Raw genomic sequence first — 14491 nt, 5'->3', positions numbered from 1 at the left:
GATTAAATGACTGTGAAATCAAGACTCAATTACACGAAATCTTATAGTCTATGATGTGTTATACTCCCCCCTACAATCCGTCTTGGTTTTTACAAAACGGTGTGATGATGACTGTATACACCGCTTTGTGGGGAAAACGTAACTGGCAAAGTACTATTAAAGACCCAGAACCGTCTTATCACGAGAAAATCTTCATTGGTGGCCAAGGTGTGCCAATTTTTGGCTTGGTTGCCATCCCGGAAAATGCTCACAGCACGATTATCGGTACTTATGGCATTACCGGAGAGTTAAAAACGGAATGGTTTTTGAGAGTGCTAGGACGTAAGGCTTATGCTCAAGGGTATGCTGTGGTGTTATTTGATTGGCGTGCCCACGGGAAAACTGCCGAATTATCCCCGACTCTGACTTCTGATGGTTTGTATGAGGGGGAAGATTTTGTTCGCATTGCCGCCGCTGCGAAGGCAATGGGATGTCCGGGGAAATTTTGGTTTACAGGGTTTTCTTTAGGGGGGCAATTGGCGCTATGGGCGCTGAAGGTGGCTGGTGAGGTGATTAGGGAGTATGGAGATTTAGGGCTAGAAGATAGCGATATTGGCGGTGGTATGGTGATTTGTCCGAGTTTGGATTCGGAGCGATCGCTATCTTATCTGGTTACAAAGCCCTTCGGCAGATATTTGGAAGCCGGGATTGCCCAAAATTTAAAAAAACTAGCGTGGCGGATTCATGATGCCCATCCTGGAAGTATTGACCCAGAAGCGATTGAACGGGCGAATAGCATCTGGGGTTTTGACAATGAATTGGTAATTAACCGACTAGGTTTTCCTTCCGTGGAAGCATATTACCAAGCGAGTAGTGCTTTACAAATATTGCCGCAAATCTCGAAACCAACTTTGATTTTATATGCTGCTGATGACCCACTTTTTGACCCAGCTATCATACCAGAATTAGAAGAAGCGTGCGATCGCAATTCCGCAATAGATTTGTTACTCACTCAATACGGCGGCCATGTTGGCTATTTGAGCAGCAAAGAGTGCCAGCGTCAAGTACAAGACCCCGATCTTTGGTGGGCATGGAATCGGGTTTTAGAATGGTTGGAGCAAAACCGAACAGAGTAGTAGTCTGTCAAGAACTAATTGACGGATAAATTCCTTGTAGAGACGGCGATTTATCGCGTCTCTCTAACCGTCAAAATGAATTTGACAAACTAGTAGTAGGCGAGACGATATTCTAGTTGCTAGCATATTCTACGGATGGAGTCGTATTGCTTGGAAGTCCAAAATAGAGAGGATGGCATTGACCCAGAAGCTACCACAATATCATTGGTAAACCAGCAAGAACAGAAGCAATACCTGTCCAGAGAGTAAAACGCGCAATATCTAACTCATCCAAAGCAACGCTCATTTGCCTAATTGCTAATAGCAGCGCTGCTAGTAGCAGTATAAAAAAGGCAAAGTACTCCAAATTTATAATCATTCATCCTCACTATGTTCTACAAAAAAGTAGTTGTAATAGGTTTTTAACAAGCTTTGGCAAGGTTTTTTTGTTCCAGATTTAACACTTTCTGAGAAAAACTATTTACTACTGAAGAGATATCTACTTCAGAACACTTGCAGACATTGGTCGTAGTTCATTTGAGCAATACTGTAATAGCTAATGTTGTAGCCGAAATAAAATTTGCGATTCTCTGTCAAGAGTTTTAAAGTATGCTTTCTCAGGGGATTTAATGTGGAGTTGAGGAGCATAGATATAGAGTAATAAATTATAATATTTAGCTGGCAAAAGCGATCGCGGCTACCTATATTTATGTTTACAGCTAGACTTAATATCTAACAATACCTATGGCAGATTCTAGGAAAAACACGCGCAGTTGTATATAGTAATGCTAAAGCGTCAAACCAGATCCAACCATAATAATCGTCGTAATTAAACAAACTATTAAAGTACAACTCCCTTGACTTTTTGACTCAATGACCGCTTCTAATTATATTTGGCTACCTGCACCGACGGATTTAACTTTGCTACCGGATGAGATTCATGTCTGGCGCATAGACCTTGACCAACCGGAAACAAAACTGCAAAATTTAGCAGCAACTCTTTCCAGTGACGAAACGGCTCGTGCTGAACGGTTCTATTTTCAGGAACATCGACAGCGTTTCATCGCTGGTCGTGGTATTCTGCGAACTATATTAGGTAGCTATTTGGGTATCCAGCCCTTACAAGTGCAGTTTAATTATCAGCAGCGTGGCAAACCAGGATTAGCAGATAGATTTGCCGATAGTGGACTGGAGTTTAACTTGTCTCACTCCCAAGGTTTGGGTTTGTGTGCGGTGAATTGCACTCGCCCAATTGGTGTAGACCTAGAATATATTCGCCCGATGTCTGATATTGAGGCTCTTGCCAAACGGTTCTTTTTACCGAGAGAATATGAGATGTTGCGATCGCTATCTCCCAACCAACAGCAAGAAGTATTTTTTCGTTACTGGACTTGTAAGGAAGCTTATTTAAAAGCAACTGGAGACGGACTATCCCAGTTAGAGCAAGTTGAAGTATCGCTGACTCCCACACAACCAGCCAAGTTAGAGATAACTGAAGACTGGAGTCTTTTTGAACTAGTACCCGCTAACAATTATGTTGCTGCTGTTGCGGTAGAGAATTTTAGCTGGGATTTGAAGTGTTGGCAATACTGATGTTGACTAAGCTCATCTCCTGGATGAAACAAGAGAGATATTGCGGAGAAATGACAAATGACCAATGACAAATGACAAATGACAACCAGCTTACTTATCCTCCTGCATATTTCGCACAATTTTTGTCACTAAGTTTCTGGGTACAAATCTGACGCTTTTTGCCAGTATTGCATTGAGTAAACCAGGAATGACAATGGTTTGACCCTTCATTAAGGCACGAAAACCAACTTCAGCTACTGTTCGTGCATCCATCATCCTCTTACCCTTGAGCAACTTAGAGTCAGCCATTCCGGTTCTTTCATGAAAAGCAGATGCGGTTGAGCCTGGGCAAAGAACTGTCACAGTGACACCTGTACCTTCTAATTCATTAGCGATCGCTTCTGAAAACGATAAGATATAAGCTTTAGTAGCAAAATAAACCGCCATTAAAGGCCCAGGTTGAAAAGCAGCAGCCGAGGAGACGTTTAATATTTTACCTTCACCTTGCTTGACCATGTGCTTCAGGAATAGCTTGGTTAAATGGGTGAGACACACCAAATTTACCTGTAGCATTTCCAATTCAGCAGCTAAGTCTGTTTCGTGAAATAATCCATAGATACCAAATCCGGCATTATTTACCAGCACATCAACATTAATATCGGCTTTTTGCAGTTCTGTAAAAATTTCTTCAGGAGCCGTTGATATGGATAAATCCTTAACAATAGCCTTGACAAAAATTCCAAATTTTTTTTGGAATTGAACTGCAATTTCTACTAGCTTTGGTGCATTTCTGTCTACTAATACCAGATTGTAATCATGAGCAGCAAAAATACATGCTAATTCGTAGCCAATTCCACCGGCTGCACCGGTAATAAGAGCAGTTTGTTTGCTCTGTCTTTGATGTGTTGTGTTCATTTAAGAATATTGGTGAATTCAACTTGATGAAGCTGCGTTGCATTTACAGTGATTCTCGCTCTACAATTAAGTACGCGTAATATCTCAACCTACAAGAAATATCTTGAGTTATTACCCTTTCAAATGCTTGTTTGGTGCATTGAATAGATGTAGCAGTCCAAACGCAAATTTAGGACTTATGCATCGAAAAAGTTGGGCATTAAATAAGTTCGGTTATTTCAGACTACTAGCATTTGGCTTTTGATCGCTCACAAAAGCCAGCGGGTAAAATAAAACTTTTATGCCCGACATTAACCATTCTATCCTCAATTGTTTCTGTCAAGGGGTGAATACTAAAAATTTACATGATTGAGCATAAAAAAACAGGGCAATTATATTGCCGCTGTTAATGCATGAGTTGTTGCTGGCATCTGAAATATTGGCTGTTCAGTAGTACTGAGTTTTAAAAGCTTGGACTAAATAAACTTATTTTTTAGGTTCGTAACGCACCAAAAGTATCGAGGATGGTGCGTTACATTCCTAACATATCCTACCTAAGTTGTGAATTACTAAGCGATATTTAAGAAACCGCTTTGAATCAAGTAGGCGGTATAAGTCATAAACAATTGAGAATCAATGGGAGGACAAGCAATAGAACTACCTGCTAGTGCATGGAGAGTATCTTGGCAGCTAATATGGGGTCTTCTAGCTTGTAAATACAAATCAGGAATAGTCAGTTGTTCATCAGACCAACGTTCCAGCAAAAATGGTCGCAGAGTGTACAAAGGATTGTCAGCAGAAGTCACATTATTGATTAACTCTGATTGCCATTTTTCGTAAGGAATCATCTCAACTGAATAACCAAAAGAGCGTATCCACTCAACTAGCATTTTCAAAGCAGCAGGTTGGGGATGTTGTAAATTGAAAGCTTTACCTATGGATTCTTTTTGCCGTGATAGATAAACGATCGCTTTACTTACATAGTCAACAGGTGACATATCCAACATATAATCTACATCAGGGAAATATCCCATTTGTAGACAGCCCTTAGTCATCAGATTGATAAAGTCATGTGTGTTACAAATGCCTGTTTTGCTATCACCGGAAATCAGTGGTGGTCTATGAATAGTTACAGGAAGTCCCCGGTCACGAGCAATTTTGACTAACTTTTCAGCTACCCATTTTGTTTGTGAGTAACCAAGATAAATGCCTTCCCAATGATTAAATTCATCCTGTTCTTTGACAACCTTACCAGCATAAGCGGTGGATTCAAAAACAGCAACACTAGAAACGTAATGTACAGGCTTGACTTTAATTTGACAAGCTAATCTCAAAACTTCCTGTGTTCCTAAAACATTGGCTGCCTTCAGTGCTGAATATGGAAAAACATAATTCAACAAAGCAGCACTATGATAGATGGTATCAATATTGGCAGCTAAAATTTGAAACTGTTCCGAACCAATACCTAACAAAGGCTGAGATAAATCGCCGATAATCGGAATAATTCTGGAGTTAAATTCTTCCTGCCAAATTGCATACTGCTCTAGATTTTTTTGGAGTTTGCTTTTGCCTTCTTCAGCATTAGCAGCACGCACTAAGCAATAGATATCCGCATTAGTTTCTTGTAGCAATTCCCGGATGATAAAAGCTCCTAAAAAGCCCGTTCCTCCAGTTAAAAAGATGTTCTTGGGTTCACCCACAAGCACATTAGATGCAGCACCGGGATGGATGGTAGGATCAAGAACAGCCTCAGCACCTAAATTTAGAACAGAGGGTGCAGTATTGGCATTAGAGGCTACTACCTTTGTATCTTGAACTGGCGAACCATCTTGCACTTCTTCAGCTAAACGCTGTGAAAGAGCCTCAATATTTGGGTAATGCCACAGAAGCAGCGGAGATGGTTGAAATCCTAGCAACTTTTCTAAGTTACTTACGAGAATCATTGCTTGGGCTGAATCCAAACCATAGTTTTCTAAATGTTCTGTGACATCGATTTCATCAGTTGCGACTCCTAACAACTTAGCTAAGTTAGATACCAAAAATACTTGAATATCGTCTGCTGTGAAAGACTGTTTTATAGTCATTTTTAAATCTCCAACAATGATGTAGAACGAACAGGGTGATATTGACTGTAATAATCGGAAGCTTGCAGCCCTTGAATTTTCAAATTTTGGACGCGGTACAAAAAGGCTGCACCAGTCATAATTTGATTAGCAACATCAACTACACCACGATTATTTGGTTCAGACAGGTAAGAACCGCGTACCCAGTCATTGAAACCGCCCATTGCCGGGCCACACCAAATTTGATAATCGACTTCTCTACCTTTTTCACCAGAACTAGACCAGCGAGAAGATAATCCTAGATACCAGCGGAAAATCAACGCCATTTTCAGTTTAGGATTATTGACTGCTTTCCCAAGTTTCTCAGGATTCTTTTGGGACAAATAAGCCGCAGTTCCTTCCCATACTTCAGCAATAGTTTTGCGAAAAACTTGTTTTTCTAATTTCTCTCTTTCTGCAAGGGGGATGCTTTCAATGGAATCATAAGCGCGATAGAGTTCAAATAATTTCTGCGCTCGCATGGGGAACATTGTACCCCGTTTGAGAACTTGCAATTTGACTCCCATTTCAAACATATCGGCTGCTGGGGCCATTATCATATCAGCCATTTCTGCTTGGGCTAATAACTTTTTGGTATGTTCACAAGCCCCAGATTCAATGCATGATTGATTAATGGAACCAGTCATTATATAAGCAGCACCCATCATGAAAGCTGCTAATGCTGATTGTGGTGTACCAATTCCCCCTGCAACGCCGATTCTAATGGGTGTTTGGTAATGATATTGTGCTTGAATTTCATCCCGCAAGGCAATAATAGAAGGTAACACACAAACCAGAGGACGGTTATCTGTATGACCTCCAGAATCAGCCTCGACGGTAATATCATCAGCCATCGGAACTTTGGCTGCAAGGGTTGCTTGTAACTCAGTAATTAACCCTTGTTCAAGAAGTTCTTTGAGTATTCTGGCTGGTGCTGGTTGCAGAAATTTAGTAGCAACTTCTCGGCGAGAAATTTTGGCAATGATTTTATTTTTGATTTCAATTTGATTGGCGCTATTCAACGCCAATCCAGCAACACGGTAATAAACAATGTTGGGGGTCAAGTCGAGAAATGCAGAGGCTTCTACTGTTCTTACTTGATATTTGAGGTATAAATCCACAGCCCGGCGTTCATTCGCTGGTTCATTCGGGCTGTGAATTAAATTAAATGCATAAGGCCCTTGAGGTAAGGCTTGTTGAATGCGATTGATAGCTGCTTCCAAACGTTCTGGAGTTAAACCACCTGCACCAAAGGAACTCAAAATTTGCTCTTTTCCGAGTGCAATGACCATTTCTTCGGAAGCAATTCCACCAGCCATTGCGCCGGTAACGTAGGCATATTTTACTCCATAAGAGGAGAGAAAATTCGGATCTCCAAATTGTTGAATGCGGATTGGTGCTGCAAAGGTTAGCAGTTCTACTTGTGCTGTTGTGCCATTATCACCAGGGGATAAATAACCCTCGTTAGTGACACCGATTTTTCCGGCAACTTTCACGATGTAGCAGGGTTTATTTAACACCATCAATTTATCTTTGATGGTTTGTTTCTCAAAAGATACAGTTTCTAAAGAACCTTTCCAAACTTGGTTTTTGTTATGCGACCAAGTGGAGAAGTTAAGACCATTATCATGTTTACTTAGTACCGTATCTACGGTTGTCACGGTAGTTATCCCTCGGATTATACAAACAATGGATGATATGAAGGGTGTGGACTCTGTTAACGTAGACGCTTCGGCTTGCCGCAGGCTACCGCAGAGGCGCAGAGGGCACAGAGTAAGAGAGTAATACCAATTCTCTGGGAGATGCACGTAATAATTTTTAAACGAACCGCAAAGGACGCAAAGGGCGCTAAGGAAGAGAAGGTTTAGAGAGAATTGGTATGAGATATTAAGATTCTTCGTTAAGCAGGTTTTGAGCGCAAGCTAGTTGCAATTGAATTATTTCGCTCATTTGCTGACTGTAATCTTGTCTAGCTTGTAAGAAGGCTGTGTGTGCTTTAGTTATCTTTGAATTATTAGCATTGAGCTTTTGATACTGGGTCTTATTTAAATCGAACATGCTGATGATGCTACTAATTTTTTGAGTTCTGACGGGTGGGAAAGAAAGAGGAATTGGCTGTCTAATTGCGCTTGACTCAGAAGATTGTAATTGTTCTCTCGGTTCAAAAACGTTATCAATGATATTTTTCAGTTTTACTTCTTCTGGCTGAGGCAAGATGTTAGGGGAATGACTTTCTTGTTGGGTTATCTGGTTGGAAGTGTTAAGAAAATCTGTGATTTCAGATTGTTGGATATTAGGTATATCTGGATGCTGTATTTTAAAGCGATCGCACTTAATATCCTCAACCAAATTTTCAACAAGTTTGCGATTTTCTTCGCTCAAAATTGTAGCAGCGATCGCTTTCCCACCCAAGGTAACTGTTCTCAATGTTGCTTTGTTTGAATTAGCACTTTCTTGGGCTTTGTTGTACAACGGTGATAAATTCACATTCACCTGATGACTGAGTAGTTTTGCTAATGCTTTGACCATTGCAGCATGGTCATCCATCCCTCTACGATTCAGAGAGACTGTGATATGTTCTTGGTTGCCGAGAATTTTATCAATCCATCGGGAACAGACATTACCTGCGCCTGCTTCTAAAAATATTTTGACTCCATCACCGTAGACACGATTAACTAATTGCGGAAAATCAAGTTCTTGGCACAATCCTTTGGCGATGTTGTGGGCAATGGTATCGCTATCAAGTGTAATTGGTTGATAATCGGCGGCAGAATAAAAAACAATACCGGGCAGATTTTGTGATGGTAAGGTGTTTACCTTCTTGATTTCCTCGTACTGCGATCGCATCGCTTCACAATGTATCACATGGTCGAAGGGCGCGGGGAAGGCGTTGCAACCTAGTGTTTCAATCACTCGCTTACAGGCGGCATCATCACCAGCAATTAATACTTCTTCTGGTGTGTTGATTTGAGTTAAGTAGACACGATTCTCATGTTTCAGGCATTCTCTAACTTGCGATGGAGTAGCCATGAGAACATAGGTATTCCAAAAATTGTTGTTTGGTGAATCGGTTAATCCCCAATATTCGCGCACAGCATTTTTTGGCCCAGATAACTTATCGCCAAATAGAGGTGATGAGTTTAAGGTGTTGCTTCCGCCCTCAAAATCACTCCAAACTCCTTGGGCAACCATCATACTAGTTTCACCCAAACTATACCCAAATACAGATTGTGGCTTGACTTGGAAATCATCTCGAAAAATTGCCGTCATGTATCTAGCAAAGGCAATTTCACTTTCAAACATTGCCAGGGAATCATCTAACAATTGCTTTTCGAGAGTTTCTAGTTGTCTGGTTGTCAATTTAGGCAAGCTTCTGGGATAAACCAGCTTTTCAACATCGGCAGCCCGATTGTAGAGATTGTTACTTTTTAAGTCCTCGAAGACTTTAGGAAATAAGCGAAAAACAGTCCTACCAATGCCAATATAAGAATTGACTGCTGCGGGGTAAACGTAAGCAACTGCTCCAGTTTTACCCAATGGTTTTGCTGTAAAATAACTTCCTAGTGGTGTTTGCCAATCTGTACCGTTTTCAAAAGCATTATTTACACCTTTGCGGGCAGATTCAATTTCTTTGAGTAAATCTTTTGTGTTACGTCCTGTGATTGATAAGACGTATTTTGGATTAGAATGCTGTTCAAACTTAGCAAATGTCTCGCTGGCGGTAGCTGATAAAGAAGAACTCGCTTCTATGGTATTTTGGAGATTGTTGAGAAGATCAGAGATGGTGGTGCGATCGCTAACTGCGATAGGAAACAGATGAAAAGGCATTTGTTGCAAATATCTGTTGTCGCGCTCCTCTTGGCTGGGTTCTTCCGATAAGATTAAATGGGCGTAACTGCCATCTATACCCATGCTATTAATTGCTGCTATTCTACGTGTGCCGCCTTTATCGACAAACCAAGGTCTTGATTCCATTGCCACATAGAAGGGACTACCTTCCCATACTTGCGGTGTTTTGACACCAGACCATTTTGGTGTGGCGGGAATATACCTGTAATAAAGACAGAGAGCGGTTTTGATTAAGCTAGCAATTCCCGATGCTGTATAGGTGTGGCCGATATTGGCTTTGACGCTGCCTAATGCACAATGCAAACCATTGCCCACTTTCGGATAAGCTTGCAGTAAACCTGTGATTTCCGCTTCATCTTCCTGGGGAACGCCACTACCAAAGACTTCCACATAGTTAACCTCCGTAGGTTGAATCTCTGCCATCTCGAAAGCTTGTTTGCAGACATCACTGATAGCTGAAGCATCAGGTTTTACCAGAGCGTCACTCAAAGTAGAATTACCTTGTGCGAAACTCATGGCATCAATTACTGCATAGATGCGTTCGTTATCTTCCTTAGCAGCTTCGTAGCGCTTGAGGACGACAGCACCCGCACCTTCGCCAACCGTCCAGCCATTAGCTTGTTGGTCATAACCCAACGTGTTGACACCCGTATTAATTGGGGCAAATTGGCTGCGGAATAAGACATTTTCCACACCACCGGCTAAATCTACCGCACCCACAACCACCGCGTCTACTTCTCCAGTAGCGAGTAGCATTTGGGCAATTTCCAAGGCTTTGAGGGCAGAATTCTCGCCAGCGCTGACGGTGAATGCAGGACCAGTGAAATTCCACAAAGCAGAAATCCGACTCGCCATGATGTTGGCGATGTGACTTACATATTCGCCGATTTCTACTGGTTGGTGAATGCTATCTTTGACAATGGTTTCCAGTTGGGAAAGCTGTTCAGCAGGTAGAGAAATTCCTTGGTTGAGTAAGCCGTCCTTAACTTGCCAAGATAGATTCCATCTTTGCTGTAGCTGATGCACAGAGAATTCTGTCTCGGCGGCGACAATCACTGCGACATTGCCACCCTCCTGTAGTTTCGCATCTTTGACGGCGCGATCGCTAACTTTCAGAAGCAACAATTGTTGTGGGTTTAACTTCTCTATTTCATTCGGTGGGATTTTGCACGATAAAGTATCGATTTCAAAATCCTTGATATATGCCCCTAATGGTGCTTTCCCGTCTGCTAAACCGTACTCTTTCAGGACATTCTCTTGATTTTCTATCCCATGCCATCTTTGAGGCGGTAAGGAAGTAAAATGCTGTGTTCCATCATAAATACTGCGTTCAAAAGCATCTAAACCATTGCAGTTACCAAAAAAGGCATCCATGCCGACAATGGCAATTTTGGTAGGTGGAACAGGTGGGGTTGATTCAACTGATTGTGTTGTATTTCCTTGTTCTAAAATCAGATGAGAATTAGTACCGCCAAAACCAAAAGCGCTAATAGCTGCCCGTTTAATTGGTGCGTTATTATTAGGCCATGCTGTAGCTGTTCTAACAATTTTGTCGGCAGAAATTGTACCTTTCTCTGAAGTTAAAGGTTCCGAAACATTCATGGTTGCTGGAATTACACCATGAGACATACTCAAAATCACTTTAGTCAAGCCAACCATGCCAGCAGCAGTTAGCAAGTGACCAGTATTTGCCTTAGCAGAACCCACTAGAGGCGCAGCTTGGTGTTGACCAAAGAATGTTTCGATAGAGTTGAATTCGGTTGTATCTCCTAGCAATGTGCCAGTGGCGTGACACTCTAGATAATCGATGCTTTTTGGACTAAAATTTGCCTCATTGTAGGCTCGTTCAAAAGCTAAAGTTTGTCCTTTAGGATTAGGGCTGAGTAAGTGCTTACCTTTGCCATCATTCGAGAGTCCATTACCACAGATAGTGGCGAGAATATTATCACCATCTCTGACGGCATCAGAATATCTCTTCAGCATCACCATCCCAACACCATCGGCGGGGATTAGCCCTCTAGAGGATTTATCTAAGGGGCGGCTAATGCCATTTTCTGCATACCCTTGAACACCGGAAAACAACATCCGCACGAACAGGGAATCTGCACAACTGATGGCTCCAGCTAACATGACATCAGCTTTGTGTGACCATAAGTAATGAGATGCTAGTTTAATCGCATAAAATGAGGAAGAACAAGCAGCATCCAGACATAAATTAATCTGAGATAGAGATAGTGCTTGAGCTACGATAGATGCTGGTAAACCAGATATCATCGCATTGTATAAAGATGCTTTGGTTGCACTTGGTACAGCTAAATTAAAGTCTTCATCCTGCAAAAGTTCTCTGACAGCAGGATTAATAGCTTGCTGGTAAATTGGAGAGAATAATTGATTAGATAATTTTGTCGGGAATGACAAATTACCTAAAATTACGCCACATTTTGCTAGAACAGTTTGATTACCCCAATAACCACTCTGTACAATTGCTTGTTTAGCTGCATACAATGACCATTTGAAGGTGTTATCTAAACCAGCAACAAATTCTGGTGGTAGATTGTATTCAGATGGATTAAACTGGAAGTTGCGGATGTAACCGCCTTTGAGGGAATAAGTTTTGTCTGGTGTACCTTTAACTGGATTATGAAAGATTGTCGGATCTACTCCGATTTCTTCGACGGTTGCAGAGGATGTCGAATCTTTTTGATTAACGATGTTTTGCCAGTATTCTTCAGGATTTTTAGCATCGGGGAATAGGCATGATAATGCGATGATGGCTATTTTTTCCACGATTTATATGCTCCGAGTTTGGGTATTTAGCAAGAGATAATTAAAAGGCAGGATTTACGCTGTTCCCCAAACTTTGAACGAGGCAAGTTATAGCAATCCTATTTGAGTTGTGATAAATACTCTTTTTAACGAACCGCAAAGGGCGCGAAGGACGCAAAGAAGAGAAAGAATTTCACAGGGATTTTAGGAATGCTATAGGTGTTGAGTGGTAAAAGAAGATTATTAGCTTCTAAGCATTTTCATTGACCAGATAATGGCATGAGCGCCGAGCATTCGTGAATAAATTTTACCTTGGCGATCGTGTATGATGAAGTTTGCGATCGCACTACTTGGTGTCTTAGCTAGTACTTCACAAGAAACATAAAATGTTTCGTTATGTGGTATCGCTTCAAACTGTTCAAATTTTTCTACTTTTCCAGGTAAACAACCTTCTTCATGAAAGTGTTGTGTCCAAATCCATAAGGCGTGCATACTCAAGTCTGTTGTATAAGGATTTACCCATTGAACAGGGAATTGTCCTTGTTGCTGTAGGGTGAGTTCTGGCCACAGACATTCTGTTGTGATTTTTTCAGGACTGATGTTTAAAACTCTCTTAACTTCTTGAAAACCGGGGCCGTGAAATAATGTAGCCCCACCATTTTGGTAAAATGCTTTTCCTGTAGCGGTGATAATATTATCTTCTTGGAGATTGAGAGATTCATAAGTGGGTGCAACTGGAATTTCTCGCTGGAGATTGAGTTGAGCGCTAAAATGAAAATGGATTCTGCCTTCTGGGTTTTTACTCGAAATTTTGGCTTTAAGTTCGATACTTTCAAGATTAACCTTGGAAATTTCTTCAATTTCTAAAATATGTTCTTTCGCTAATGTTTCATTGAAAGTAATTCCTTTCAAAACTTTAAAATCTTGGTAATTGAACAATCTGTAACCTGGATATAATTGTTCAGAAGCATTAATAATCCAAGTCATTGCACAAGTTGCTGGTAAAACTGGAGAACCAGCAATAGTATGATCGTGTAAAAATGGATTAGCCTCTAATGTCATTTGGCGACGGATACGATAAGTTCGCAGTTCTGAATCTAACTCCGCTGCCATCGGAACGAGTGGGCTACCAATAACAACTTGTGCGGTTGCATGATTGGTATTATCCATTTCTTTAACAAGCATTTGTGCGCCGACTGCAATGGGAATTATTTCAATTTTTCGCTCTTGAAAAATCTTCTTTAATTCTGCTGTCACCATCCCACTATCCCAAGCGCCCCAGTTGATAGCGACTACGTGACATGAGGGATAAGTTTGCTTAAATATATGGGCTGATTTGTTCAGAATTTCATTTGCGATCGCATAATCAGATTGTCCAGGATTTCCGTAAAAGCCTGTGACTGAAGAAAACAAAACTAAATGCTGAAGTTGATTAGGGTTAACGCAAGTTAGCAGGTTTTCTAAACCTTGAACTTTGGCGGTGTAAACTTTTTCAAAATCCTCTTCTGTTTTCTTTTCAATTAACTTATCAGCTAAGTTTCCCGCGCCGTGAATGATTCCAGTAATTGGGCCGAGATGTTGTACAGCAGTGGCAAGTTTTTCTTGCAAAGCTGGCGTATCTGTGACATCGACGCTGATATATTCTGCTTTAGCTCCGGTTTTTTCAATTGCTGCTAGAGTCTTTTTAATTTCGCGGCTGGAGGTTATTTTGTTATATATTTTTTGCACATTCATGGGTGTGGGCTTCTCTCCTTGAGAAAGAAGATTTTCCATGATGCATTTTTTCAATGCGGAGTCATCGGAATTTTGAGCATAATCTGGTTCGGTTTCTAATAGTTCGGAGCGACCGAGGAGGATGAATTTACAGGGTTGCTGTTGGGCTAATCTGATAGTACACTCAGCCGTAATCCCTTTTGCACCGCCGCTCACGACAAAGACAGATGATGGACTAAGCTGGGCTGTTTGTGTCATAAATCCTCGTGAATACCTGCATAAATTGGGTTTTTTGATATACGAACCGCAAAGGGAAGGGCGCAAAGGACGCAAAGTAAGAGAGATAAGCAATATTCTTCTAGTAGCAAGAAAGGAAAAATATACTAGTAGCAGTCTTAAAAGTTTGTGAAATTCTCTGTTTATTTCTTTTCTTCGCGCTCTTTGCGTCCTTTGCGGTTCGTTAAAAACAGGAATTTTCACAACTCAAATAAGACTGCTATA

General features: G+C 41.1%; 8 protein-coding genes. 2 read left to right on the top strand and 6 right to left on the bottom strand.

The features are described from left to right. Nucleotides 1-50 precede the first annotated feature (50 nt). Nucleotides 51-1115: a YheT family hydrolase gene (locus tag V7K61_RS14570; protein WP_335054035.1), complete on the top strand. Its 1065-nt coding sequence runs from the start codon at nt 51-53 to the stop codon at nt 1113-1115. 190 nt (nt 1116-1305) lie between these two features. Here V7K61_RS14570 and V7K61_RS14565 read toward each other — a convergent pair whose 3' ends face one another. Further along, nucleotides 1306-1473 carry a hypothetical protein gene (locus V7K61_RS14565; RefSeq protein WP_180277755.1) on the bottom strand — a complete coding sequence of 56 codons (168 nt, stop codon included), beginning with the start codon at nt 1471-1473 and terminating at the stop codon, nt 1306-1308. 494 nt (nt 1474-1967) lie between these two features. Between V7K61_RS14565 and hetI the strand changes: the two genes are divergently transcribed. After that, entirely contained in the window at nt 1968-2687 is a 720-nt protein-coding gene (gene hetI / locus V7K61_RS14560; protein WP_335054033.1) for a 4'-phosphopantetheinyl transferase HetI, read from the top strand. A 90-nt stretch (nt 2688-2777) separates the two neighbouring features. On the opposite strand, the gene V7K61_RS14555 is transcribed toward hetI, so the two are convergent. From V7K61_RS14555 to V7K61_RS14535, 5 genes are all read right to left on the bottom strand, one after another. After that, nucleotides 2778-3581 (bottom strand): SDR family NAD(P)-dependent oxidoreductase, encoded by an 804-nt coding sequence (locus V7K61_RS14555; RefSeq protein WP_335054031.1) that lies wholly within the window; start codon nt 3579-3581, stop codon nt 2778-2780. Between the two features lie 548 nt (nt 3582-4129). Next, a complete protein-coding gene (locus V7K61_RS14550; RefSeq protein WP_335054029.1) occupies nt 4130-5644 on the bottom strand; it encodes a thioester reductase domain-containing protein in 1515 nt (504 codons plus the stop codon). Between the two features lie 2 nt (nt 5645-5646). Further along, the gene (locus V7K61_RS14545; RefSeq protein ID WP_335054027.1) at nt 5647-7323 is read right to left on the bottom strand and encodes a PfaD family polyunsaturated fatty acid/polyketide biosynthesis protein; all 1677 of its coding nucleotides are present in this window, start codon (nt 7321-7323) and stop codon (nt 5647-5649) included. A gap of 226 nt (nt 7324-7549) precedes the next feature. Next, entirely contained in the window at nt 7550-12298 is a 4749-nt protein-coding gene (locus V7K61_RS14540; protein ID WP_335054025.1) for a PfaB family protein, read from the bottom strand. Between the two features lie 222 nt (nt 12299-12520). Further along, nucleotides 12521-14248: an SDR family NAD(P)-dependent oxidoreductase gene (locus V7K61_RS14535; protein WP_335054023.1), complete on the bottom strand. Its 1728-nt coding sequence runs from the start codon at nt 14246-14248 to the stop codon at nt 12521-12523. Nucleotides 14249-14491: the final 243 nt, after the last annotated feature.

It is taken from the genome of Nostoc sp., assembly GCF_036918015.1.
Lineage (GTDB): Bacteria > Cyanobacteriota > Cyanobacteriia > Cyanobacteriales > Nostocaceae > Nostoc.
The sequence above is the reverse complement of the archived record's forward strand: the minus strand, read 5'-3'. Positions and strand labels throughout refer to the sequence as shown.